At 42.3% G+C, this 25,333-nt stretch carries 31 protein-coding genes; 5 read left to right on the top strand and 26 right to left on the bottom strand.

Annotation, left to right across the window (positions count from 1 at the left end):
- Positions 1-15: 15 nt before the first annotated feature.
- The 13 genes from MKX97_RS08600 to MKX97_RS08660 form a co-directional block, all read right to left on the bottom strand.
- Positions 16-1,080, bottom strand: a complete 1,065-nt coding sequence (locus tag MKX97_RS08600) for a Ger(x)C family spore germination protein (protein ID WP_342537439.1) — start codon at positions 1,078-1,080, stop codon at positions 16-18.
- Positions 1,056-2,099: a GerAB/ArcD/ProY family transporter gene (locus MKX97_RS08605; RefSeq protein WP_342537440.1), complete on the bottom strand. Its 1,044-nt coding sequence runs from the start codon at positions 2,097-2,099 to the stop codon at positions 1,056-1,058. The genes MKX97_RS08600 and MKX97_RS08605 overlap by 25 nt, the downstream gene beginning before the upstream one ends.
- Entirely contained in the window at positions 2,096-3,514 is a 1,419-nt protein-coding gene (locus MKX97_RS08610) for a spore germination protein (protein WP_009496625.1), read from the bottom strand. The genes MKX97_RS08605 and MKX97_RS08610 overlap by 4 nt, the downstream gene beginning before the upstream one ends.
- 88 nt (positions 3,515-3,602) lie before the next feature.
- Entirely contained in the window at positions 3,603-4,490 is an 888-nt protein-coding gene (locus tag MKX97_RS08615; protein WP_050804620.1) for a CAP domain-containing protein, read from the bottom strand.
- Positions 4,491-4,669: 179 nt separating this feature from the next.
- Positions 4,670-5,572 carry a CobW family GTP-binding protein gene (locus MKX97_RS08620; protein WP_342537441.1) on the bottom strand — a complete coding sequence of 301 codons (903 nt, stop codon included), beginning with the start codon at positions 5,570-5,572 and terminating at the stop codon, positions 4,670-4,672.
- 74 nt (positions 5,573-5,646) lie between these two features.
- On the bottom strand, positions 5,647-7,146 hold the full coding sequence (locus tag MKX97_RS08625) for a S41 family peptidase (protein WP_221837991.1): 1,500 nt from the start codon (positions 7,144-7,146) through the stop codon (positions 5,647-5,649).
- A 106-nt stretch (positions 7,147-7,252) separates the two neighbouring features.
- Positions 7,253-7,957, bottom strand: a complete 705-nt coding sequence (deoD, locus tag MKX97_RS08630; RefSeq protein WP_009496621.1) for a purine-nucleoside phosphorylase — start codon at positions 7,955-7,957, stop codon at positions 7,253-7,255.
- A 78-nt stretch (positions 7,958-8,035) separates the two neighbouring features.
- Positions 8,036-8,260: a YozE family protein gene (locus tag MKX97_RS08635; RefSeq protein ID WP_078816650.1), complete on the bottom strand. Its 225-nt coding sequence runs from the start codon at positions 8,258-8,260 to the stop codon at positions 8,036-8,038.
- Positions 8,260-8,685: a peptide-methionine (R)-S-oxide reductase MsrB gene (gene msrB / locus MKX97_RS08640; RefSeq protein WP_009499536.1), complete on the bottom strand. Its 426-nt coding sequence runs from the start codon at positions 8,683-8,685 to the stop codon at positions 8,260-8,262. Before msrB ends, MKX97_RS08635 begins: the two co-directional genes overlap by 1 nt.
- On the bottom strand, positions 8,682-9,212 hold the full coding sequence (gene msrA, locus MKX97_RS08645) for a peptide-methionine (S)-S-oxide reductase MsrA (protein ID WP_342537443.1): 531 nt from the start codon (positions 9,210-9,212) through the stop codon (positions 8,682-8,684). The genes msrB and msrA overlap by 4 nt, the downstream gene beginning before the upstream one ends.
- Positions 9,213-9,225: 13 nt before the next feature.
- Entirely contained in the window at positions 9,226-9,798 is a 573-nt protein-coding gene (locus MKX97_RS08650; RefSeq protein ID WP_078816652.1) for a YpmS family protein, read from the bottom strand.
- A 7-nt stretch (positions 9,799-9,805) separates the two neighbouring features.
- Entirely contained in the window at positions 9,806-10,609 is an 804-nt protein-coding gene (locus MKX97_RS08655; RefSeq protein ID WP_040758095.1) for an SGNH/GDSL hydrolase family protein, read from the bottom strand.
- A 31-nt stretch (positions 10,610-10,640) separates the two neighbouring features.
- On the bottom strand, positions 10,641-11,477 hold the full coding sequence (locus MKX97_RS08660; protein WP_009496616.1) for a DegV family protein: 837 nt from the start codon (positions 11,475-11,477) through the stop codon (positions 10,641-10,643).
- Positions 11,478-11,559: 82 nt separating this feature from the next.
- Here MKX97_RS08660 and MKX97_RS08665 point away from each other — a divergent pair, with 82 nt between their 5' ends.
- Complete coding sequence (locus MKX97_RS08665) at positions 11,560-12,195, top strand: hemolysin III family protein (protein WP_009496615.1); 636 nt, start codon at positions 11,560-11,562, stop codon at positions 12,193-12,195.
- 8 nt (positions 12,196-12,203) lie between these two features.
- On the opposite strand, the gene MKX97_RS08670 is transcribed toward MKX97_RS08665, so the two are convergent.
- The 6 genes from MKX97_RS08670 to MKX97_RS08695 all read right to left on the bottom strand — a co-directional run bounded on the left by MKX97_RS08670 (position 12,204) and on the right by MKX97_RS08695 (position 16,626).
- Positions 12,204-12,686 (bottom strand): dihydrofolate reductase, encoded by a 483-nt coding sequence (locus tag MKX97_RS08670; protein ID WP_078816653.1) that lies wholly within the window; start codon positions 12,684-12,686, stop codon positions 12,204-12,206.
- Positions 12,687-12,700: 14 nt separating this feature from the next.
- Positions 12,701-13,642 carry a thymidylate synthase gene (locus MKX97_RS08675; RefSeq protein ID WP_078816654.1) on the bottom strand — a complete coding sequence of 314 codons (942 nt, stop codon included), beginning with the start codon at positions 13,640-13,642 and terminating at the stop codon, positions 12,701-12,703.
- A 265-nt stretch (positions 13,643-13,907) separates the two neighbouring features.
- Entirely contained in the window at positions 13,908-14,045 is a 138-nt protein-coding gene (locus tag MKX97_RS08680; protein ID WP_009496612.1) for a hypothetical protein, read from the bottom strand.
- 135 nt (positions 14,046-14,180) lie between these two features.
- The gene (locus MKX97_RS08685; RefSeq protein ID WP_078816655.1) at positions 14,181-14,777 is read right to left on the bottom strand and encodes a YpjP family protein; all 597 of its coding nucleotides are present in this window, start codon (positions 14,775-14,777) and stop codon (positions 14,181-14,183) included.
- Positions 14,778-15,418: 641 nt separating this feature from the next.
- Positions 15,419-16,198 carry a class I SAM-dependent methyltransferase gene (locus tag MKX97_RS08690; RefSeq protein ID WP_342537445.1) on the bottom strand — a complete coding sequence of 260 codons (780 nt, stop codon included), beginning with the start codon at positions 16,196-16,198 and terminating at the stop codon, positions 15,419-15,421.
- Complete coding sequence (locus MKX97_RS08695; protein WP_342537446.1) at positions 16,195-16,626, bottom strand: BrxA/BrxB family bacilliredoxin; 432 nt, start codon at positions 16,624-16,626, stop codon at positions 16,195-16,197. The genes MKX97_RS08690 and MKX97_RS08695 overlap by 4 nt, the downstream gene beginning before the upstream one ends.
- 245 nt (positions 16,627-16,871) lie before the next feature.
- On the opposite strand from MKX97_RS08695, the gene MKX97_RS08700 reads away from it, so the two are divergent.
- A complete protein-coding gene (locus tag MKX97_RS08700; protein ID WP_245799415.1) occupies positions 16,872-16,982 on the top strand; it encodes a putative holin-like toxin in 111 nt (36 codons plus the stop codon).
- Between the two features lie 691 nt (positions 16,983-17,673).
- Here the strand turns inward: MKX97_RS08700 and MKX97_RS08705 are convergent.
- From MKX97_RS08705 to MKX97_RS08720, 4 genes are all read right to left on the bottom strand, one after another.
- A complete protein-coding gene (locus tag MKX97_RS08705) occupies positions 17,674-17,847 on the bottom strand; it encodes a pilus assembly protein PilO (protein ID WP_342537447.1) in 174 nt (57 codons plus the stop codon).
- Positions 17,848-17,858: 11 nt separating this feature from the next.
- Positions 17,859-18,713 (bottom strand): ATP-binding protein, encoded by an 855-nt coding sequence (locus MKX97_RS08710; protein WP_342537448.1) that lies wholly within the window; start codon positions 18,711-18,713, stop codon positions 17,859-17,861.
- Positions 18,714-18,724: 11 nt separating this feature from the next.
- Positions 18,725-19,549, bottom strand: a complete 825-nt coding sequence (locus MKX97_RS08715) for a DnaD domain protein (protein WP_342537449.1) — start codon at positions 19,547-19,549, stop codon at positions 18,725-18,727.
- 177 nt (positions 19,550-19,726) lie between these two features.
- On the bottom strand, positions 19,727-19,990 hold the full coding sequence (locus MKX97_RS08720) for a hypothetical protein (protein WP_009496602.1): 264 nt from the start codon (positions 19,988-19,990) through the stop codon (positions 19,727-19,729).
- Between the two features lie 100 nt (positions 19,991-20,090).
- On the opposite strand from MKX97_RS08720, the gene MKX97_RS08725 reads away from it, so the two are divergent.
- Entirely contained in the window at positions 20,091-21,104 is a 1,014-nt protein-coding gene (locus tag MKX97_RS08725) for a DUF1646 family protein (RefSeq protein WP_078816658.1), read from the top strand.
- Between the two features lie 151 nt (positions 21,105-21,255).
- Here the strand turns inward: MKX97_RS08725 and MKX97_RS08730 are convergent, their stop codons facing one another.
- A complete protein-coding gene (locus tag MKX97_RS08730) occupies positions 21,256-21,699 on the bottom strand; it encodes a GNAT family N-acetyltransferase (protein ID WP_340758845.1) in 444 nt (147 codons plus the stop codon).
- Positions 21,700-21,862: 163 nt separating this feature from the next.
- Here MKX97_RS08730 and MKX97_RS08735 point away from each other — a divergent pair, with 163 nt between their 5' ends.
- Positions 21,863-22,324, top strand: a complete 462-nt coding sequence (locus MKX97_RS08735) for an Lrp/AsnC family transcriptional regulator (protein WP_342537450.1) — start codon at positions 21,863-21,865, stop codon at positions 22,322-22,324.
- Between the two features lie 204 nt (positions 22,325-22,528).
- On the opposite strand, the gene MKX97_RS08740 is transcribed toward MKX97_RS08735, so the two are convergent.
- Positions 22,529-23,215, bottom strand: a complete 687-nt coding sequence (locus tag MKX97_RS08740; protein WP_009496597.1) for a M23 family metallopeptidase — start codon at positions 23,213-23,215, stop codon at positions 22,529-22,531.
- Between the two features lie 134 nt (positions 23,216-23,349).
- Positions 23,350-24,951 carry a GMC family oxidoreductase gene (locus MKX97_RS08745; RefSeq protein ID WP_078816661.1) on the bottom strand — a complete coding sequence of 534 codons (1,602 nt, stop codon included), beginning with the start codon at positions 24,949-24,951 and terminating at the stop codon, positions 23,350-23,352.
- A gap of 224 nt (positions 24,952-25,175) precedes the next feature.
- Here MKX97_RS08745 and MKX97_RS08750 point away from each other — a divergent pair, with 224 nt between their 5' ends.
- Positions 25,176-25,259, top strand: coding sequence for a hypothetical protein (locus MKX97_RS08750; protein ID WP_245799444.1), 84 nt, complete (start codon positions 25,176-25,178; stop codon positions 25,257-25,259).
- Positions 25,260-25,333 lie beyond the last annotated feature (74 nt).

The raw sequence follows: 25,333 nt of genomic DNA on the forward strand, positions 1-25,333 counted from the left end.
TTTCTGCTGGCCTTTTTATTCTAGAATACCTAAATCACGGAATGTCAGCTCTGCTTCCACCGTGATCGGCAGCTCTGAAAAAGTGTCCTGCCATCTTCCGCGATTCCAAATTTCAGGATGAAATGCTTGTACTTTGCGACCGAGACCGATCATATCGCTTTTTGCTTCCTGCATTTTGCCGACCACATCATTGAAGTCTTTCGTTAACTTTTCCGATAGTTGTTTCTCTACTGCTTGTGTATTATGGTGATAATCAGGAAATGCTTCCATAGTCGCTTTCAGTTTCATGCGGATTATTATACGATCGTTCAAAATATCCCAATTATCTTTTACTTTCAAAACGTCAAATGTCAGTTCGTTTTCTTTTTCATCATTCTCTAGTTTATAGCTGAAGCGGGTGAATTTTCCTTTCTCCCCACTTAAGAGCGTAGCGAGCATTGCTTCTCTCCTCTCTAAAACATAACCTGTAAAATCCTTTCCCGAAAACAATCCCACACCTACCAATTGAGGTAGCCCTCCCTCATCTATTCTTAGATAAGGCAATGCAAGGTCCTGTGTGTTTTCTAATAACAAGGTACCTGCACGCTGCAGGTTTGCAGGGGGAAAATATGTGTAAATCTTTCCGGTCAATAAAAGCTCTGTATAGTAATTGGATACTTCCCCTTGTAAATCACCAGAAGGATTAAAATATGTCTGGATATCGCCCTCTACCAAAGCCATGTAACTTTGCAGACGGTTTCTGGGCGCTCTATAGACGTTATCTAGATACTGATATAGATCATCTCGAGCCATCTCTTCAGAGACAAGAAGAACTTCCATTTTAGATAAATTTAGCGCTTCCTTCGTACTGTAGTTGGCGTTCATTTGAGCTTCCTTCATGGAATTCCCTTTCCCTTTGGATGTTGAAAATTTGATCTGATTACCATCAAATACTGGGAAAGCAAATGTCATGTGAACATCGTCATCGCCTCCTTCCATTCCCGCAAGCGGAACGATGGTCACATCTTTAAATAAAAGCTCATCCCAGCAACCGCTGAGCAGTAAAGAGGACAGTATTAAGACGAGGAGTCTTTTATCCATTTATTCAGCCCCTTCTTTAGAAGAATGAGAATGATAGGCAAGACGATACCTATTGCTAAGTGTAGATAATTCACTATTTCCCGAATCCATTCATTTCTTTCCTTTGAAACAAAAAAACCAATGACTGCCAATAAAAATAGGTGGATACCTATATTTTGCCGTCTTCGTTTGCTCTCATTGTCGGCTGGCCAAGTCATCACAACGAAGAAAATGTATAAAATGACTGTGACAATACTCCATATGATCCATGCAATCATATAAAACAAGTCCGCCCGTTCAATGAAAGACAATGTTAAAGATTTCATCATGTATAAAGTGGGCTGCGGGATGGTCTTGATTTCCTCTATCCCAAAGAATAATTGGTTGACGAGGATGGTTGCTAAATAAAAAAACGTCCAACTCATTTGATAGGAGAATAACGGCCAGCCCGCCAATGATCTTACTTCTTTAACAAAGGGGCGTAAAAATAAATAAAACTCCAAGCCAATCATCGGTGCTGTCGCGACTAAAAACGCTCTTGCCATTTTCACCACATTAAAATCCATTTGGGGAGCCATCCTGTACCAATCCAAATGAGGGACGGCTAATAGCCAGGTGATTACGATAAAAATAACTACAGGTATGGCGATTGTCCAAATGTTTAATACAGCAGTTACCTTTCCGTAGTTCGCATAATACGAAACAATAAGAATGATAGCCGTTGTCACAATAATAGGCGTGTCTGGTAACGTCCATAACGACAATAAATAGATGATAAAACTGAGTCCGCTGATGATGACAAGCAACCAGTAGATTTTGAATACCCAGCGAATGAATGTGGGTACGCGCAACGCGTGATAAGTCTTTTCAAAGAGAAGAAACAGCAAGTATTGCATGAGGGCAATCACTAAAAATACCAACCAGCTATTTTGTTTCGCATCTTGAATCAAGTAATGCTGAAAAGAGATAAAGACGCCGCCTGTCTGTATAAAAAATAATATACAGAAGAATTGAGTTTTGGATAGTTCAAACATCATCATTTCCTACCTCTCCGAAAAAACGAAAATGTCTTTTGCTGTGGATGATGACGAAAAAAAGGAAGCCTCAAGAAAACTACCCAAAGACGGGACGCATCAAATGGTATTAATGGAGAAAAATAAGGCTGCTTCAGTGACGAAAGATTAAGTAGATGGATATACAAAAGCAAAGCCATGATACTCATCCCGAAAAAACCAAATAACGTGGCCATGATCATAAACGGGAAACGAATAATTCGGATACTCATATTCATTTCTGGTGAAGGGATGACATAACTCGAAATAGCTGTTATGGCTACCACAACAATCATGATATTCGATACGAGCCCTGCGTTTACAACTGCATCCCCTATTACCAGTCCGCCCACAATCCCAATTGTCGGACCAATAGGAGTAGGCAATCGGAGACTGGCCTCCCGAATTAGTTCAATGAAGAGTTCTAAAAATAACGCTTCGATAATAGGCCGGTATGGGAGATCATTTACCGTAAGCTTTACTTTTTGACTAATATCATTCGGTAAAATTTCAAAATGATAACTCACAACGGCTATATAGAATGCTGGCAGTAAAACAGCCATTGCCAAGCCGCCTAAACGCAATAGTCTATAAAACGTACCGACAATAGGGCGGGCATTATAATCATCGGGGGATTGGAAAAACGAAAAAAACGTGACCGGTCCAATTAATACTGTAGGTGAATGATCGATTAAAAAAGCAATTTTACCTTCCAATAAATTTTCCACTACCCGATCCGGTCGTTCTGTATTCAATAGCTGAGGAAACGGAGAGTAAACCGTGTCTTCAAGATAATCTTCCATTTGTCCAGAGCCTAGGGCATATTCACCGGGAATATTCTTAAGTCGGTTTGCCGCCTCAAGGACCACATCCGGATCTGCAAGAGAATCAATATAAATATATGTTGCGTAAGAATTATTTTCTTTACCCATCTTGACCGTACGAATCACTAAATCAGGGATGGCAAGCCTTTTTCGAATCATGTATAGGTTTTGCTCCAAAGACTCTACAAAACCTTCGTGTGAGCCGCGGACGGTTGTTTCTCCAATTGGTTCATCGGGAGAACGGGCTGTGAACTGTTGGGTTGATAATTGTATTTGAATGTTCATCTCCGGGAAGATCAGTAGGGTCATGCCTGAACAAATGCTTTCGATTAACTGCTCTTGATTGAAGGTCTGAACGGTTGAAATAGCTGTCGTGCCCCAGTTTTTCAACGCTTGTTCAGAGCGCGAACGCATCAACTCAATTTGTTTAGCCGTTTCAACAGTATCTACTAGGGTTGTGAAATAACAAACGAAACCTTTCCCTATCGTCCATTGTACTTCCTGGATAACTAAATCAGATGATCCATAAAACAAGTCTTCCAAAAAATATTTATCTATCATTGATGCGGGGTTCTTCATGAAACTCACCTCTATGCAAGTCAGTATGCATAAAATTCATCTGTTATATGCAAAAAGGACGATGGAATATTCTCCATCGTCCTACCGCTTATTTTTGAATGAATTGTTGTGTCCAGTAATTTCCGTTCGCATCATAACCGATTCCAATATGAGTGAACTCTGGTGTCAAGATATTTTGTCTGTGACCTGCTGAGTTCATCCAAGCTGTTACGACTTCTTGTGCGTTCCGTTGACCCTGTGCAATATTCTCAGCTGCCTTACGGTATGTGATGCCATTCATCTTCATTTGATCAAATGGTGAGCCATATGTAGGGCTTGTGTGTGAGAAATAATTGTTCTTGGCCATGTCTGCTGATTTTTGTTTAGCAGACTTCTGAAGAGTTGCGTCAAATTGCAATGGTTTTAGACCTGCTTTTGCTCGTTCAGCATTTGTTAGATCTAGAACTGCTTGTTCTTCAGCAGACACATTTGCAGTCGGCTTTTGCTGTTCAGGCTTTTCAGCTGTTGGCGGTGTGCTAGGCTGCTGTGGTTTTTCAGCCGGTGTGCTTGGCTGTTGTGGTGTTTCCACTGGTTTGCTCGGTTGTTCCGGCTTCTCTACTGGTTTACTAGGCTGTTCTGGCTTTTCAACTGGTTCGCTCGGTTGTTCTGGCTTTTCCACTGGTTTGCTCGGTTGTTCCGGCTTCTCTACCGGCTTACTAGGCTGTTCTGGCTTTTCCACTGGTTTGCTCGGTTGTTCTGGCTTCTCTACTGGTTTATTCGGTTGCTGTGGCTTCTCTACTGGCTTCTGAATCTCGTTGTTCAAGATGCTACAATACTTATCCCAGAAATTAGAGAATATCCCCTTATCTTGTCCTTGGAGTATATTCCACGTGTACGTTTGGCTGATGTGGACAGTTTTGATCGTGCTTGCCTCCGCTGAATGGTTAGGCAATAAAATAGCTGAGCTTAATAAGATGATTGTCAATGGTTTTTTCATCTTCATACCTCCTCTTCTACGAAACTTATCATAACGTTTTAGAAAAGAAGAAAATATGACGGAAATTGCCAACTCGCCCAATACAATCTACAAACCTATGAGACAAGAGCCTCAGCTTCCTTATAATTGGCAGATATGCCCTTCCATGAAGACTATTGGCAGCGAAAAGCTATTGACAACTACTTTTCAGGCGGATATTCGATGCTTGAAAGCTGCTCACCTATGATGACAAGTTTTGAAGGAATTTGCATATATTCAGGTATCCAATTGACCATTCCATACGCATATTGAAACAAGTGTGAGTATCTGGAGCCTTCTAATTGGATATAGCCCTTCATCCGATATACGGTGTCTGGCAAGGAACGCACCCAATCTTCAAAATGCTCTTGATTAATCGGTTTCTCAAAAGACAGTACCTTCGAAGCGAGTGGAAGGCCGCTGCCTGTACTGACGGCATGTTTCGGAGCAGAGGCGGCATCCACCATCTTCTCGATATAGCTAAAATCGATTTTCGCATTCGTTGTTTGTACGAGAGGAGCAAAGCTATTGAATTGTGTCACTTGCATCGTTACAGATGCCAATTGACCCGCTGTTAGTAAATCTGCTTTATTCAGCAGCATGAAATGAGCATGTCGGACCTGTTCCAAGAATAATGCGAGCATACGCGGAGAAAGCTTATCACGATCCAGCCAGCGCATGGCGTCTACAACCGTGATAATACCCTTCACATCTAATTGGTCGGCGAATAAGGGTGAATAGACGGCATCTAACGCCTCTACCGGATGGGCAGCGCCTGTCGTCTCAATGAACAGCACGTCAACGTTTGGATAGTCAGTCAATAGACTTTGCAGTTGGGCTTCCGTCGATTCAGCACCTGTACAGCAAATACAGCCATTCAGCAACTCTTTTAACGGCACTTCCTTTTTCTCTTCAACGATTTGACTGTCTATATTCAATTCGCCGAATTCATTCATCAGAACAGCGGGCTGCCTCCCTTGTTTGTTTACTTGGTCAATCAATTGAACAAGCAAGGAAGTTTTTCCACTGCCGAGAAATCCACTCAATAAATATACATCGATCATAAACCTCTATCCCTTCTATAGAAGAAACGCGTCCAAACAAGGCTGGACGCGTTTTCTTGTCCGTATTAAACGGATTATGATTTTACTTTCTTCAGGACGACTTCTTTTGCCTTTTGCAATTGAGGATCGTCTTCTTTCATCTTATCCCGTAATTTTTGCATTAAGCCTATCGTCGAATCACCAGTCAGTATGCCTGTTTGTTCGAGTGAAAGGTCTTTCTGCAATGCTTTAACAGCTTGTGCAGTGTTTGCGTCATACAGTCCGTCCGTTTCCCCAGGATGGTATCCTACTACTTCAAGCATCTCTTCAGCTGCTTGAACCGCAGGAGATACCATGCCTTCCTTCATTTCTTCAGAGGCATCTAGGAACGGAAGTGATGCATAAGGAGGGTATGGCACTTTAACATCGGGCTCAATCCCTTTTTTATGAATCCAATTGCCGTCCGGCGTCAACCATTTGGCTGTCGTCAACTTTAGATTGGAACCATCTTGCAGCTGTGTCGGTGTCTGCACAGTCCCTTTACCGAACGTCTTGATACCGACAATCGGAATATGAGCGGATTCTTTCAATGCACCTGCTAAAATTTCAGAAGCCGACGCACTGCCATCGTCCACGATCAACGTGACAGGCACATCAATTTTCTGACCGCCTGACGCCGGGAAAATCTCTGCCGGTCGGCCCTTTTCTTGTGTCTGGAATAAAGCTTTCCCTTCTTCTACAAATAGATCAGAAATATCGATAGCGGCACTCAACACACCACCTGGATTTTGACGTACGTCGATCAGGACACCTTTCATCCCTTTTTCCGTCATTTCATTTAAAGATTCCAGTAATTCTTGATACGTATTTTCAGAGAAGGACGTAATGTTAATATGTGCAATATTGTCATCCAGCATTTCGGCATATACCGTATGAACGGGGATGACATCTCGTACGATTTTCACCTCGAACGGCTCTGCGGCTGTCCCACGTCGGACCGATAATGTGACCGTTGACCCTTTTTCCCCGCGAATTAACAGTACAGCTTCCGAAGAGGACATACCTTGGATACTTTTTCCGTCTACCGAAAGGATGGTATCATTCGGCAATAGCCCGACTTTTTCTGCAGGCGAATTCTTAATAGGAGATACAATGCTGATATAGCCATTGGACTCTTGAATTTCTGCGCCGATTCCTTCAAAACTGGATGATATACTCTCATTCAGCTGCTTCGCTTCCTTTTCGTTCAAGTAGTCCGAATAAGGATCTCCTAACGCATCGACCATACCGTTGATTGCTCCGTCCAGTATGACTTGTTCGTCGACCTCATCGAAATAACTTTGTTTCAGTTGATCATACGCATCGAAAAGCTTTTTAAATTCTTTTCGTTCACTTCCCACTTGTTGGGGTTTGACGACCTCTACGACTTTATCATCACCGACTGTTAATGCGAAGAATGTAACCGCTGCTGTCGCCAGTACAAGGGCAAAGATGAGCATGATCAGCGAAAACGGCTTAATCCGGATATACCGGCTAGGTTCGGGTTTCTTTTCCGGCTCTACCTCTCCGTTTTCTTTTGAATCGTTCTCGTTCATCGTCTTCCCTACTTTCTAAACTCCCATGAAAAGAACCGCTGTCTAGAGCGGTCTTTGTTCAAAGGTTCTTTATGTGCAGCTATTCCGCTGTTTGAAATACTGTGTATTATTCAGCGATTGCTGCTTCTAGTGCTACTTCGATCATGTCATTGAATGTTAATTGGCGTTCTTCAGGCGTAGTGATTTCGCCTGTAAGGATATGATCACTAACCGTAAGCACAGCAAGCGCTTGACGGCCAAAACGAGCAGCTAGCGTGTAAAGTGCAGCAGCTTCCATTTCTACAGCCAATACACCATGACGTGCTAATTTTTCATGCTGTGCGTCTTCATTATAAAAGAAGTCTTCTGTGAAAACATTCCCCACTTGCAAATGAAGGCCTTTTTCTTTCCCTGCATGGAATGCTTTCAATAAAAGATCGAAATTTGCGATCGGAGCATAACGGATGGGACCGAACGTTGTATCGTTTAACGATGAGTTCGTTGTCGCAGCCTGTGCTAAAATCACATCGCGAACTTTTACGTCCTTTTGGATGGCACCGCATGTACCCACACGAATCAATTTCTGCACATCAAACTCCTGCATTAACTCTGTTGCGTAAATAGAAATAGAAGGAACGCCCATACCTGTTCCCTGCACTGAAACACGTTTTCCTTTGTATGTACCTGTATACCCGAACATGTTTCGTACTTCATTGTACTGAACAACATCTTCTAAAAACGTTTCCGCAATATACTTTGCACGCAGTGGATCTCCAGGAAGAAGAATCGTGTCGGCGATATCGCCTTTTTTCGCATTAATATGTATGCTCATGTCTTTTTCAGCCTCATTTCGCTATTTTAATTTTATCATACAGTGATTAAAGGCGAGATGCAATGAAGACCTCGCCATTTATCTGCTGCATACGTCTTGATAGATTGCGTACAGTTCATCAAAGGTAGTGGAGCTTAAATCGTGATCGGCTTGATCCTCGACATAACGTGACAACGTATCGAATTCCTCCTCATTTTTTGGAAAACTCGGATCACGAAACATCTTTTCTGCAAACATCGCCTTCACATCGTCTTTTCCACCGCCACGATACCTCAACGCAAAATGATAAAAGGATCGATCCATCACGTAAATAGCCCTTTATACTCTCCGTAGCCCTCTTTCTCCAAATCGGAGACAGGAACGAAACGCATAGCTGCAGAATTGATGCAATAGCGCAGTCCGCCTTGATCAGCTGGACCATCCGGGAAGACATGTCCCAAATGAGAATCTGCCGTTTTGCTGCGGACCTCTGTGCGGCGCATCCCATGAGTGGTATCAAAGTGCTCCGTCACTTCAGACGCTTCAATTGGCTTCGAAAAGCTTGGCCAACCACAGCCCGCATCGAATTTATCATGGGAACTGAACAATGGTTTTCCTGAAACGACATCCACGTATAGTCCTTCTTCATAATGTGCGTCAAATTCATTTTGGAAGGGCGGCTCTGTCCCGCTTTCCTGCGTTACATAATACTGCATATCCGTCAATCGGTTTCTCAAGTCCTCTTTCATGATGGATCCCCCCAATGCTTTTCAATAAACCCTGCTCGTCCTGATCCTACGGTGTAACGTTCATAATGCCCAGGATTCTTTTCATAATATTGCTGATGATATTCTTCAGCCGGGTAAAATGGATGCGCCGGTAAAATGTCTGTGACAATTGGCAAGTCAAACTTCCCACTCGCCTGCAGCTCTGCTTTAGATTCTTCAGCCTCTTTTTGCTGTTCAGGTGAATGTGTATAGATTGCAGATTTGTAGGACTCGCCGCGGTCGTAAAACTGTCCGCCTGCATCAGTAGGATCAATCACTTGCCAGAAAATATTCAATAATTCGTTATACGAGATGATGTCATCATCAAATTCAATCTTCACTGCTTCGCGGTGTCCCGTCGTGTTCGAGCAGACTTCTTCATACGTCGGATTGACTTTATGTCCTCCTGTATAGCCTGAAGTAACAGAATGTACGCCTTCGTATAGGTCGAACGGTTTGACCATGCACCAAAAACAACCACCTGCAAATGTTGCGTATTGTGTCGCCATCTATGTTGCCTCCTTAATTTTTCGGAATCAATACTTCCAATATAATCTCATCTTCAGCTAAATTCACTTCTTTTGCTTTCACTTTAACGTCACCGGAGATCGGCAAATCTTGCAAATCAATGAAAATTTCTTCTTCTTTCGGTCGAACGATCATCCATGGAGGAAATTCGACAGAGTTTTTCAATAGCTTTAATACAGTCGAAGGAGGAATATTCAAATCCCCTAATTCCATAGACGATTGCTTCAGGATTAAGTTTCCATCTTCCCGCACGATCGGGTCAAAGTGCATGGCAAGTGGCAACGTATAGGAAAACACGGTTAGTTCTGACGTCAGCAGTACATCATCACGCATTTCCAACTCAACAGGTAATGCGCCTTTGACCGCTTTCCGAATGTACGTATTCGCAATGCCTTCGAAATTTTCCTTCGTCGTATTTAATTCCAGCGAATATCCTGCCTTCGAGGAAGCGTTTGATTCAGGAAGAGGAGGTGAAGATGCGGTATTGCCGATTACTATGATCAGCCCGACGATCGATGCTGCGATTAATCCTGCAAGGCTGAAGAATGCTATTTTCCAATAATTCATTAGTTGCTCACTCCACTTCCAAATCAATTGCTGAACATTTCTTCATTTCATCCACAAATCGTTTTCCCATCAAATCATAGCCTTTACTGTTTGGATGGAAGAAGTCTGTATGATAAACCATATTTGTATTCGAATTAAATAAATCTTTAACAGGAATGAAACAAGCTGCTCCGTCTTTCCGTACTTGTTCTTCCAATGAAGCATTCCAATCATCGACAATCTCCTCAAATTCCTGCACTTCATCCGTAACGACAGAAAATGGATTGTATAGACCGGCTACAATGATCGGTGCATTTGGATTGAGCAAACGGATCAACTGAAATAACTCTTCCATTCTATTTTCAAATTTACCAAGTTCCTTATAAAAATCGGAAAGCTTCATTTTCATGAAATTCCCTTTGACTACTTTCATCAAATCATTGCCGCCAATTGTAAAAACGATATAGTCGGCTTGCACGATTGCTTCTTGCACGTCGGTATCTTCCAGCTGATCTAACAGCTGATCGCTTCTCTTTCCTCGCTTTGCTAAATTCACAGCATCTACTTCCATTATCCCTTTCCATTGTTCCATCTCTGTTGTTAAGCGTCCGAAATAACCGCCTTCTTTACGTTCATCCCCTACCCCTTGTGTCAATGAATCTCCTAAACCGAGTACGTTGACCCGCTTTGGAACAAAATATTCCGGTATTGAGAAAGGTTCGAAGAGAACTGGTTCTCTTTCTGGCAAAGCCGTTTCTTTTTGGCTAAATGGTGCTTGGCACCCGGATAAAAACAATGAGAAGACAAACAGGAATAAAACCATTCTTCTCATAAACTCTATCTTCCCCTTTGTTTTGATAGTGTTACTCTGTGTAAAACATAAAACCAATCGCGCCTTCGCCCGTGTGGGTACTGACAATTGGCGTTGTAAATGTAAGCTTTACTTGAATACCCATTTCTTCAATCGTTTTTTTCAAAGGTTCGGCCATCAAGAGTCCATTCGCATGGGCGATGCCAACGCTACGAATTACTTTCCCCGCAGTCTCTTTTTTAAACTCATTCAATAAATATGTGACGACTTGTTTGTGACTGCGTACTTTCGCGACAGGGGTATAAACGCCATCTTTCAAAGTAGCGATCGGTTTAATGTTCATTAATGATCCGAACATCGCTTTCCCCTTGCCGATCCGGCCGCCTTTTACTAGATTATCCAGTACGTCCACCACTACATATAGTGAAGAACGTTTACGAACGCTGTCAAGCCCGTTCACAATTTCTTGGACAGATTTCCCTTCTTCCACCATACGGCATGCTTCGAGTACTTGAAACGTCAGGGCATGTGAAATGTACATGGAATCAATGACCGTAACGTCTGCAGAAGAAGCCTGGGCTGCCGCTTGGGCAGATTTCACTGTGCCGCTCATCCCACCCGTCATGTGGATCGAGATAATTTGAGAGCCGTCCGCTCCTAGTTCATCGTATAATTTTTGAAAGACACCGACAGCGGGTTGTGAACTCTTTGGAAGTTCTTTTGACTCTCGCATGAGGTCTAAAAATTGGTCGGGCTGAAGTTCTACTCCATCCACAAAAGATTGATCGTTAATTTGGATAGTCAAAGGTACAACGTGAATTTCGTGTTTTTCTATGAGTTCTTTAGTGAGATCAGCGGTAGAATCCGTGACTATGTGTATTTTTTTCATGTTTATGGTCTCCTTCGCGTACTGTGAAATGCGATTTTCTGTTCATTTTTTGCTATAGTGAGGTTTGAGGAGTTGTTGCTTTTTGTCAGATGCATTTGATTTCAAGAATTTTTCGGAAGAACGTTGGAATGCGATTACCCACGCAATCGGTTTCTTGCTCAGCATACCTGCGCTGGTCTTTCTGATATTGGCAGGTATAGAGCGCGGAACCGCGATAGCCGTTGTTAGTTTCACGATTTTCGGGGTCTCTATGCTGTTGCTTTTCTTAATGAGCACGTTACTACATAGTATGCCTATTAAAGTGAAAGAGTTTTTCTCGATTTTGGATCACTCCGCCATTTATGTCTTAATCGCGGGAACTTATACGCCCTTCTTGCTCGTAACATTAAAAGGGGCTCTCGGCTGGACATTGTTCGGCATTATCTGGGGACTTACGATATTAGGGATCTTGTTCAAAATCTTTTTCATTCACCGTTTTGAGAAAGCCTCACTGGCGCTTTATATCGTCATGGGCTGGCTGATCATTATTGCGATCAAGCCATTGTATGAACAACTTCCGCCCGCAGGCTTTTGGCTGCTCGTAATTGGGGGAGTTCTCTACACATTCGGTTCTGTTTTTTATGCGTGGCGGCGCCTGCCGTACAATCATGCAATTTGGCATTTATTCGTCATTGCCGGCAGCGCAGCCATGTATTTTAGCGTCCTTCTGTATGTATAAGAGGGGCGCTATTCTTTTTTGTCCCAAATTTGATAGACATATGCTGTGCGGTCTTCTGCATATTGTACGTCGGACTCACTGGTCAGCTGCCAGCCTTCTTTATATTCAGGGAAGAACGTGTCGCCTGGATAGGAATTTTCAATAACGGTGATATACAGTCGATCCGCCAAGCCCATTGCCATATCAAAAATCTGTGCTCCTCCAATGATGACTACTTCTTCGGAGTATTCTTTAGCTTTTTGGATAGCTGTTTGCAGATCATGCACGACCGTAATACCTTCTGCTTCATATGATTCATTCCGAGTGACAATAATATTCAAACGCCCAGGTAACGGACGACCGATCGATTCAAATGTTTTACGCCCCATAACGATCGCTTTACCCATCGTCATCTTTTTAAAATAAGCCAATTCTTCAGGAATATGCCAGGGCATTTGGTTGTCTTTTCCTATGACGCGCTGTACGTCATGTGCAACTAGTAGTGAAATCAAAATTTTTCTCCTCCTTACACAGCAATGGGTGCAGTGATTTTCGGGTGCGGATCGTAGCCTTCTATCGTAATGTCTTCTACGTTTAAGTCGAAGATGGAACGCCCTGCGTAATTGACGTTGAGTTTCGGCAAGTCTCTAGGCTCTCTCGATAGCTGCTCCTGTACTTGCGTCAGATGGTTTTGATAGATGTGGGCGTCTCCGAGTGTGTGAACGAACTCACCCACTTCCAGACCGCATTCATGGGCAATCAAATGAATCAATAACGCATATGAAGCAATATTGAAAGGTACACCTAGGAAGACATCTGCACTTCGTTGATAGAGCTGGCAAGATAATTTTCCATCCGCCACGTAAAATTGAAACAGTAGGTGGCAAGGAGGCAACGCCATCTCATCCACTTCCGCCGGATTCCAAGCCGTGACGATATGGCGACGTGAATCAGGATTGGTTTTGATACTTTCGATGACTTGAGCCAATTGGTCAATGACACCGTGGTCTGTATCCCACGCCCGCCATTGTTTGCCATAGACAGGACCTAAATCGCCATACTTCCTTGCAAAATCTTCATCTGCGAGAATCTTTTCTTTGAATGCAGCAAGTTCAGCTTTGTACGTTTTCGCAAATTGCTCATCTTCCACTACACGATGCCCGAAATCCGTCATATCCGGCCCTGTATATGCATCGCTCTCTACATATCGTTCAAACGCCCATTCATCCCAAATTCCATTGCGGTCTTGGATAAGCGTCCGAATATTCGTATCGCCTTTCAAAAACCATAATAACTCGGAGACGATCAGACGAAATGCTGTTCGTTTGGTCGTCAATAAAGGAAAGCCTTTGGCTAAATCGAAGCGCATTTGGTAACCGAAAACGCTGTATGTCCCCGTACCGGTCCGATCTCCTTTTTTCGTTCCTGTTTCCAGAATATGTTGACAAAGATTTAAATATTGCTTCATTTTCAGACTCCTTTTTTCAAGCAACTGCTTCTAAATTACATACAGTATAGCATTATTTTAGTCATGACCCTACCAATGACATTCGTTAAATCGAGAACAAAAAAACACCTCTTTAGATGGCGAATTACGAAAGCCATCTAAAGAGGTGTGTTTTTGGACTGAATTTTGGTGGTGTTTATACTGTTTGGTTGTATATAAACACAATATTTGTACGCTCACATCAAGTGGATCGCGTTGACTCCGCTTTTTATTTACTTCTTTCTTGTCACGTACCTACATCATTTTCTCCGTTGTCCTCTGTCAGCGGATCTTCTACTTTGAAATTATCCTTGTCATTGTCTTCTCCACAAGCACTCAACAACAATACTGCCGCCAATGGCAATGCTAAAAATTTCCCTTTCATTATGGCACCTCCTATGATTTATAGTACGTAGAGTTATTATCATCTCTCCGGGATAGTAATTTATTCATTGTTTTTGTTACCGTAAATTAATAAAATAAAAAAACACCCGTTTTCACAACGAGTGTTTCAACATTTTTAAGACAACCATTTCGGTGGTGTGTTTTTGGACCAGTAAATGTCGCCCAATGTATGATGAGCTGTGAACCCATCGTCAGCCGTATGATAATGGAAATTGTAAAAGTACCCATCAAGAGGACGTTTCTCGGTGCGAACGTGGAAACGAATAACGTCCTGTCCCGCCATTTTATCATGCACATGGAAAATCTTTTCTGCGTAATCGCCGGAAGGCTGTTCTGTGATCGCAAGACGACGTTCTGCTGCATTATGTATAGTGGTCTGTATCACTGCTTCGATTCTAGGGAAAATCTCCGAATCAAATTCATCTTGAATCACCGGACCGATGCGCTGACCGAATTTTTCATAAGACAGCGAACGCGCGAGATCGAGCAGTTGGTCTTCTTCTGAATGAATCGGATAATCAGGTGTAGATAAAAATTCCGTAGGCGAGTCGTCGAGTTCAATTGAATAGTGCGAATCTCCAGTTGTAGAATCCATTTCATTTGGCTCGTCCTTCGACTGAAAGTTCGACCAAATTTCATGATTGGACGTAATGGCCCCAAGCGTCAAGACTGCGACCGATGCGATCATAAATCGCTGCAACCATTGTTTCATGCTACCACTCCCTTCAACATTTCGTCATACATCCTAGTAACTCATACGAAAAAGCCGACAAAAGGTTTCTTCTTTCTCCAATTCATTGTACAATAAAGTCAAACTTCAATCATTCTTTTCACAAAAAGTTCGTTGATTGCAAGTTAAGCGGAATTCAACCAACCAACACGCAGGATAAAGGAGGTCGCACGAATGGACGTTAACTTCCTACTAGGAATCGGAATGCTCGTTTTGACATTATACTTAAGTTCCTTAAACTTCACTCACTGATCAAAAGTGAAAGACGCCGTCTAGTCTCGACAGGCACTGGAGGTCTTAAAAATAAAGGCGCTCTTTGCCTTTATCTTTAAGACAGAAGTGTCCCGAGAGACTGGCGCCTGCAGCTGGATGGTACAAAAGCGAAAGATGCCGTCTAGCCTCGACAGGCGAAACGCAAAAAAGACTGTACAAGCCAAGAATTCGGCCTGTGCAGTCTTTTTTTATGGAAAGAAGTTGTTACGCTCGCACTACGGTTGTTTTGGTGCGGTGTGGTGCGAGTTACGAGCGTTTGTGGTAGAATTTCGCTCGGTACAAAGCAGTTTGGTGCGGCTCTGTCTTGGATTGGTGCGGTGCGGACGAGTTTTCGTTCGGTTCTCCGTCACTCACTTCTCCAGCACGCCATAATGCACTTTCGTATGCAGACGAATTTGCTGAGTGAAGCCAAAACGTTCGAACATTGGTGACTGGTAATGGTCTTTCAATACCACGCGTCGCTTGCACACTCTTAAAGCCTCAGCTACCCACTCTTCCGACAAACGATACATAGCGCCTATTTCACGCAAACTCTCAAAATTGGAAGATTCCTCAATGGGTGTTGTAAACATCGGATCTAAAAACACCACGTCACGCGAACTTGTCGGACACTGCTTCAAAAACTGAACAGCTTCCGAATGAATGACTTCAATCCGTTCCATTGATTCCTTTAGCAAAGGAAAATCAATCGGAAAACTGCGTAATCCAGTCGCAGTCAAAAAAGCGATTACCTTATCTGCTTCGATTCCTTCGACCATCCCATTCGGACCTACGCTACTAGCCGCGATGATGGCATCCGATCCAAGACCCAACGTACAATCCAAAAAAGAATCTCCCGCCATTAACTCTGCTGCTTCAATTAAAGGATCTAGTTCACCTTTCAACAGACGCTTCAATCGATACGTAGCAGAATTCGGATGAAAAAAGAATGGCTCCGACATCCCGCGTCTGTAAAACGAATAGCGGTCCTTCCCAGCCACCAAGACGTCCGATTGATAGACGTCTTGCAACTTGGACACGGACCGCTTTTTTCGTTCGACAACAGGAGCACCCAAACAATCCTCGGCATATTTCAATAAAGCAGCAGATTGTTCATCAGGTCGGCCGGCAGTCGTAATAATCACGTTCACTGACTAACAACATTCGTCAACACATCGACGAGGTGATCTTTGATTTGTTCTTTTTGAAAGTTCTCAATTTGTTCACGTGGAATGAAGTATGCTAATTTCCCATCATTCCAGATCGCGACAGATGGTGAACTTGGCGGCACTTCAGGGAAATGCGAACGCATAGCTTCCGTCGCTTCTTTATCCTGTCCAGCAAATACGGTCAATAAATGATCCGGTTTTACTTCCACAACTGCTTCGCGAACCGCGGGACGCGCTAAACCTGCTGCACAACCGCAGACCGAGTTGATCACAATGACTGCAGAACCTTTTAAGTCCTGTAATGTATGTTCCACATCTTCAGCTGTCGTTAATTCCGTAAAGCCCGATTGTACTAACTCTTCGCGCATGGGCTGTACAATGCCCCTCATGTACTCATCGTATGCGTTCATTAAAAATCTCCGCCTCTCTTTAATCGATTACGTTTCTATCTTATCGTGTTCAGTGGAGATTTTCATCTTATCTACTCTTTTGTTGCTTTTATAGTAAATTAAATTCGGAATGGTTTCTTAATCAACAGAAGGCGAACATATGGTCTATTTATGTTTCTTTTCACTCTTAGGAATGGTATAATTGAATGGTAGACGACATATAGCGGATGGGCGGTTGGCACTCCCTTGAGAAAGGGGGTGTTAAAATGGTGACATACGAAGCAATGAACATGCTATTCCAATTTGGAATGTTTCTCGCAGCAATAGTAACAGCAGTTGTAGCGATGATTGCTCTATTCATCAACAGAAAAAAGTAACCACCCTCCGCTTATGACTAGGAAAGCTGAGTGGTTACTTTTTGTAACACCTTAAGACTTTTACTGGCCAACCGCACTTCATGCGGATGTCAGCTGCATTGACCGGGTGTAAGCGCACCTGGTCTTTTTCAGTATATGTTCAGTTTACCATACTTATACGAACTCTACACCTGATTTAGCATAGAAATTCAGAACTAGTAATGACGAGCATGAAATAGGCAGCAATATGAACAGTATGTCATTTCATCCGCTAGAATGGTATAATTAATAGGTAGACGACATATAGCGGATGGGCGGTTGGCACTCCCTTTGAAAGGGGGTGCTTACATGGTGACATACGATGCAATGAACATGTTATTCTAATTTGGAATGTTTCTCGCGGCAATGGCAACAGCAGTTGTAGCGATGATTGCACTATTCATCAACAGAAAAAAGTAACCACCCTCCGCTAACTGTCCAGAAAGCTGAGTGGTTACTCTCTTTGTAACACCTTATAACTTTTACTGGCCAACCGCACTTCATGCGGATGTCAGCTGCATTGACTGGGTGTAGTCGCACCCTAGTCTTTTTTAGTATATAGTTATCTTACCACATTAATACGATCTCTACACCTAGGTATGCTTAAGAAAGTTAAGTTAAGACACCTGCCTCCAGTACAATTTAAATAAAATCCGAACTGCGCTTGAACCATTTACTGACCGGATACCTTTTCAACTACCGCCAACCCCCTTCGTGCAGCCATTGCCGCTTCCGCAATTTGCAGACGCTTTTCCAAGGCATCCATGTCCGCTTTGATTTGTTGCTTGCTAACCTCAGCAACGGGCCACACCGTGTAAATCCCTTTGTTGTTTATCCAATTAGTCATTTCCAACACCCCTAATATAATAATCGATCTCTATAATCATGATCCGGAGTAAATAATTCGATGGTTTCTGAATTCTCACCTATCCGAGAAACAGAACGAGCGCCGATCACCGCTTTTAGCGATTCCTTGTCGAAGTTTGTTGTGTATACGGTTGATTTACCGCGTCGCAAATCAATTAGTTTTACCCATTCACGGCTAGACCAGGAGAGTTCGTCGGCCGCTTTATTTGTTTCAACTCCGACATCATCTAACACGACTAGATCAAAGTCAGCAAATTGTTTTTCAAAACGCTCTTGCGCCACCCGATTGCCAAACGTATTTTTGATATTGTCGAAGAGCTTTCGAGATTCGATGAACGCCACTTTTCTGCCCTTATGTTTGAGTGTCCGCGCAATCGCCTTAGCGAGATGCGTTTTGCCTGTACCTGGCGTTCCTGATATCCGTAAATTCCGGATCTTACCTTCTAACAAATCTTTGATATAGTCGGTAGCTTTTCCTTTCGCCGCCGTCAATTCAGGATTCAGTTCTTCAAAATTCTTAAAGCCTGCTTTGTCATCGCTATTGATGTAATACCAATCACCATCCACGATATCCTGGCGCTTCTGAATCAATTTAGCCCCCACTTGAAGGGTATAAAATTGTTTCTGACATTCATGACAAATCGACCAAACGTCTTCTTGAAGCCGGTCACCGTCAAAGCAATATACCCATGCTTGTTTTGTATGCTGTTGACAAGCTGGACATTGAACAAATTCCATACGCACTTCCGATACACTTTGCACATAATCCGGATGGATCTTAAAAAATAAATCCTCTACTTTGCGGACGTTCAGCTTCTCAAATACACTTTCAAATGCATGAACCAATACAATCCCTCCTAGAATGGCAAGTTCGAGTAATCGATTTCTTTCGGTTTGTAGTTCTCCACTGTTTTTCTCTGTCGCTCAAGGGTTTCCGACGAGGCATCGAATAACGACCGAACCTTGGCTTTTGGTTGCCCTTTGCGCGCTTTTTGCTTTTCGTCATTTTCCACGTCGGTGATCGTTGTAAAATTTTGCGACCTCCAGCTGCGTATGATGCCGAACGAATAATTAATTTTATGCGTCGCGTTCGCCAATACAGCCTTCTTTAAAGCGAGTAATGCAAGTTCGGAATTTAGTTCGTCGCACATTTCGCCGAGAACCTGTCCAATTTGTGGGGTAAGCGGCGCGATATTGGTTTCATAAAAATTAGCGATTTCTGCAAAACCAGCGTCCACAACAGCCGAGCTTTTTTCTCTAGTCGATTTAATTCGTTCATCCGAAAGACTTTGCTGTTGTCTAACGATTTGTTTTATTTCATTTTGTTTAGGTTTACTTAATGTGGTTACGTCGTGTTCGTTTCGTGTCCGTACTGTGCTCGCTTTGTGATCGTCCTGTGTATCAAAACGTACCAGCGCATAACAACCAGCTTGATTGGCCCGACCGGATTTTGTGTAGACGATTCGTCCTGCGTTCATTAATTGCTTTCTGGATCTGTCTAGTTGTTGTCGGGATAAACCACACTTTGCTTGTAATGTTAAGTTTGCGACCGTAAATTCATCCGACCAGACAGTTTTATTGTTGATCGCCATCAGTGTGTGCCATAAAGCAATCGCCCCGCTCGATAGAGGGTTTGTGTCCAGCCAGTCATGAAACGAAACAAGTTCTTTTAAGTAGTTCATTATTTCACCACCTTTTATTGAACAGAGGGTACCTCTTTATCTGTCATATAGAATCTTTTTTGGAAAAGGATACACTGTTGTTGAAATTATTTTCTGTTTTTTGAAAATGAACAATAAAATAGAGTCGAAGCTTTTTGCCTCCACTCTCGCAATTACTATTCGCCTAGTTTGCCCATCTTATTTTCCATTGCCATCTTCCTCGCAATCCTTCCGTTTCACCATCGTCTTACTTCCAGAATACAACCCGCTCGCGGACAATCCCATAATTAGCCCGCTTAACACACCGGACTTCCAATCATTCGGGAACAAATAGAACATGCCTCCGCCAATACCTAGTGCCAGTGAGAAAATGGGCATCAATTTTTTTGGCAAACCATATAATTTCAGCAGCTCAATCAAGCCGATAATGACGGGAATTAATACGATATCCGTCGCTTCCATGTTCCGTCTCTCCTTTTTTTCTATCGTATGGACATTCTATGCAAAATGAGGCGGCACTTTGCATAGAGTAGTAGGAAATAATGAAAGAAAGGAGTAGCTTATGGTTGCTGGCTTGATAGTGATTCTAATGCTTGTATTGTTGTTGCCTTTTACCGTTACTCGTATAGAACGAAACTTGGAAATTTTTCTGTTTTTCATGGGCTGTGCTGCCGCATATATTAGCGGAGTGCTTCAACCCGAATTAATCATGCAGGCGCTTCGTGACCCGCTCCATATTACAATAGCAGTCGTCGCAGCCGGCATTGTATTCCGTTGGGTGCGTGTGCCGTTTGAAAAAGCCATTCTATACGGCAGCCGGCTTATCCCTTTTCGTCTGTATTTAGCTTGTATTATTATGATTTTAGGTCTCGTTTCCAGTATCATCACCGCAATTATCGCGGCACTCGTCCTCGTTGCGATTGCTTCGGTACTCCAAATGGACCGCCGTTCGGAAATTCGCTTCGTCATTTTGGCATGTTATGCGATCGGCATGGGGGCAGTGCTTACACCCATCGGAGAGCCGCTTTCAACGATTGCAACCAATAAACTGAATGAAGATTTCTATTATCTGATGAATTTGCTCGGAACGGATATCATAGCAGGGGTCTTTGTCTTCGGACTGTTGGCACTGTTCATCATCCGTCCTCGCTTAACCGTCCGCAAATCATCCGGACAAGCGGCGGAATCTTATTGGAGTATTTTGGTGAGAGGCATGAAAGTGTATGTTTTTGTCCTTGCTTTGACACTTCTCGGCGCCGGATTCGAACCGTTGATTCGTCTTTACTTACTCGATCTTCATCCACTGACGCTGTATTGGATCAATATGATTTCTGCCGTTCTCGATAATGCGACACTGGCTGCAGCGGAAATTAGTCCTTCTATGGACGAAGCGACGATTCAGGCGATTTTGCTTGGATTGCTCATTAGTGGAGGGATGCTGATACCGGGGAATATCCCGAATATCATCGCGGCAGGTAAATTGAATATACGCAGTGGTGAATGGGCGCGAGTCGGTGTGCCGCTAGGTTTTCTTGCGATGGTTGTGTATTTTGTGATTTTGCTGGCTAGGCAATGAAAAAAGACCGCTCAGTTGGCGGTCTTTTCTCTATTTGCATGCAATTAGACGAAGTCACTCCGAAGTGTTTGGTTGGGAAATGGATTACATGGAATTATTGAATTTGTTTCTCAGACAAGTACTCTATACAAATAATACATTTGAAGTTTTATTAGGACAAACCTAATTCGTATTGGTAAAAATGTGAGTCTCGAACGTACCCGTTTCTTTCATATAGTCTTTGTGCAGAATAATTATCCGGTGCCGTGCTTAAACTAATACTTTTTGCCCCTGTCTCAGCAGCAAACTCTTTAGCTTTGTCTAAGAGCATTTCTCCTACCCCTTGGTTTCTAGCTTCTGCATCCACATATAAGTCATTTAATATCCATACTCTTTTCATCGATATTGATGAAAATGTTGGATAGAGTTGAGTAAATCCAACGTATCCTTGCTTATCTTTAACAACTAATATAACAGAATCCCTGCTTGCTAAACGTTTTTTTATGTAAGTCTTAGCCCCTTCTAAATCCGATGGTTGTTGATAAAACATGCGATACAAATTAAATAATTTTGAAACTCCTTCTAAATCTTCAATGATAGCATGATATATTTTCATTTAAATTCCTCTCCCCTTCCTATATAATATAATTTTTTCTTAATCACAATTATATATGGTATATTATTCTGAATACATAACCATTTTAAGGTTTATTTTAAAGATACCTAATTTAAAACTTTAATAGTATATATGTACTTAAAATTATAAGGAGGAAAAAAACTTGGACGAGATTGATCATAACATTCTTATACAACTTCAAAAAAACGCTCGAATATCAATGACAGAATTAGGAAAGAAAATTGGGCTTTCAACGCCTGCAACAAATGAAAGAGTAAAAAAACTTGAAGATAAAGAAGTTATAAAAGGGTATCGTGCTATCATTGACCCTGAAAAACTCAATAAAAACATAACAGCATTTATCTTATTCGATACAAAACAAGGGGGAAAATTCAAAGATTTTTGCAAAGAACAACCTATAGTAGTAGAGTGCCATCGTTTAGCCGGCCAGTTTAGTTACTTAGTAAAGGTTGTAACGGAATCAGTGAAAATACTTGAAGAATTTATTGATGCTACTTTATCTTTCGGAGAACCGACTACCTTAATAAAATTATCTTCAGTTGTAGACTATAAACCATTTACTAATGACATGGTTGTTTTAGATAGACAAAGGCATCCTGAATAGATCTATTCAGGATGCCTTTGTAATACTTAAGCTCTTTTAAGCAATGAGGAGACTATTTATATCTTTTCTTTGCATAAGACCATTGAGTTTGTTTAAACTTACGCGATTAATGAAACAATCACGACTATTGAAACCTTCCTGTTAGTTTCTCACACAGGTACATTATACGAGCCTATTTTCATTTATTCCTGTTCATCAGAATTTTTAAAATCTTATTCTATCCTTATTTGTTGGAATCCCATTATTTACTTTTTCCCATAGGCCATTTTTAAATATTTCGTATTGTTCAAAAGCAAAAGGCAATCCATTTGCGGTAGCTATGTCACTACTATCCATAAGTTGAAAATGCAAATGCGGAGCAAAGGAGTTACCCGAGTGACCAACTCTACCAATAACTTCACCTTTTTTTACACGCTGACCAACTGAAACCTGAATTGACCCTGTTTGAAGATGGACTAATCCAGCATATATATTGTCGGCACATTCTATAATGATGTAGTTGCCAGCCACTGATTGTATGTCGTCTTTTTTTAGGTCGAAATAATGAGCATTTTTATAAGCGTTAGACATATCTGAAAGCAATTTTGTTCTTGCTCGTTCTTTATAACCGTCCTTTGCTTGGACAATGATTCCTTCACAAGGAGCAAATACTTCTTGCCCCCAACAATAATAATCATCTAAGGGAACCCCGAAAAGTAAATATTGCGCCAAACTAGTGCGATAGGCGGGCCAACCCATTCTTTCCCAATCCACTTGAATAAAGTCATAAGCATATCTTGATCCTAATTGGTTTGTGCCGTGACTAGGAATTTTTGTCCCTGGCGTGTTAGGAGAGTACCATTCTCCTCTTAAAGGAAACTCTACAATTATCGGCTCGCGTGCTTCAATCATCTCATATCCCTCCTTCGTCGATTCTTTGGTTGAGGTACCTGTGCACGAAACTATTGAGTTTGTTTAAACAATTCGAAAATCTCAAGATTTTTCACATTAGGTACCTTGTATTATAGCAGCCACTGTCACCTCGTTTAATGACCCGCAAGGAGATGATCCGCAATGTTTGCTCCAATGAAGAATGCAGGCGCCGAGGTGTTACCGTCCGAAACGAACGGTGCAATGGAATCATCTGCAACTATCAAATCCTGTACGCCAAAAACGTGTCCCCTGGCATCTACAACCCCACTCTTTTCATTGGGTGCCATTCGAAGCGTACCTTGTACATGATGTGTGGGGGCAAGGTTGTTCTTTATATACATTTCAAGCTTGCTATTGTCGTTAATAGTATCAAGTGTGGGCGAAACAAGTTGATACTTTGGGTCAATCTTTAATAGCTCCGCCGCAATATTTCTAATATAGATTTTGTAAACTGTTTTAAGGGATTCCAGGTCGGCTGGGTTATTCAGAAACCCCTCGTCCGCAAGCACAATCTTTAATGGATCATAGTTTTGGATTTTAACAGAACCACGGCTTTTTGGTTCTAACAGGAAAAAGACAATGTTTAACATTCCATTGGAATCAATTTGGCCAATAATTTGTACCCCACGACGATTTGGATCAGATCCAGGCGTTGGGTCCGGTAAAAAGGCTCCACCTGTATAAAGTGCAAATGGATCATTGGCTGGCAGTGCTTTGTCGTTTGGATTCGTTGTAAAAGTAGCTGTATTGGCGGAGTGGGTGGTTAGGTTCATTCCGACATTGGGATTATGAAACACAATGGGGATTCCGGCTTTATCCAGGATGTCTGACGATCCAATTCCAGAAAGCATTAACAGCTGAGGACTATTGATTCCAGCGGATACAATGACCTTTCTGTGAACGTACGCACGGACACACTTCCCTGCTCTAAGGAACTCGACGCCAATTGCGCGTTTTTCATTATCAAAAATCACACGAAGAGCTGTTGAATTATAATATACTGTTAGCTTTCTCTCATTTACGCCTTGACCACTCACAGTCATAACATCGGGCGATAGAAAGGCGGTATCCGCACTCTCTCGTTGACCGTCAGGCATCTGATAAAGTTGCCATCTCGTAAAGGGACCAAGTGGCGTATTCGGGTCATTATAGTCAAGAATTCTTGAAAGACCAGTGGCCCGTTCCATAGCCGAAACCATCTTTTCTACCATTTCAGTTGGGTACGCCGGAGTCTGTCTGATATTCAATCGACCGCCGTATCCCCGAGCATATGGATTATAGGTTGCACCGTTGTAGTTCTCCAACTTTGCAAATTGATAGGTTTCCTGTTCAGGCGACCAAAGCGGTCCAAGGCTTTTCTCCCATTGTTTTATATTCACTTGCGAAGGTCGTACATATTGTTCATTATTAACTGAGGAACTGCCGCCTAGAGTCCGTCCACCCGTCCACTCAAAGGAACGGCTATTTACGTTTTTCTGTGGGACACCCTTTCCCTGCCAAAAATATTCAGGCAAATAATTATCCGTTAGAATGAATGGCGGGGCAAAAAGCGAATTCCTTATTGGCTGCTCCCCACTGTTATGATCCCCCGCCTCCAAAACAAGCAAGGATGTTTTTTTATCATCTGTCAGCTTTTTCGAAATGACTGATCCAGCTGGTCCAGTACCAATTACGATATAATCAAACGTTAAATTCCCACTATGAACCTTACCCACCCCAGCACCCCCATATTAGCCTTTGCATGTTTATAAATTAGCATATGCATCCCTATATAAAGGTGCCCATTTCCAATGATAGACTTATCAATACCTTATATTACGCAACTTAAGATAATGAGTATTATTCCTCCCAGCTACAAGACTCGAAAGATTTAGGCGATTTTGTTTTGATTGCTCATTAGTGGCGGGATGTTGAATCCCCCGGCAAATTAAATATACACATCGTCGAGTGGGCCCGCGTCGGTTTAATACTTGGCTTGCTTGCGATGTTTTTGTATTTTGTGATTTTGCTGGCCAACCAATGAAAAAGACCCTGACTAGGCGGTATTCAAATAGTATTGCGTGCTAAATTGTATGAGTTCTTATCAATTGCTCATTA

The sequence above is a fragment of the Sporosarcina sp. FSL K6-3508 genome (assembly GCF_038615825.1).
GTDB classification, from domain to species: domain Bacteria; phylum Bacillota; class Bacilli; order Bacillales_A; family Planococcaceae; genus Sporosarcina; species Sporosarcina newyorkensis.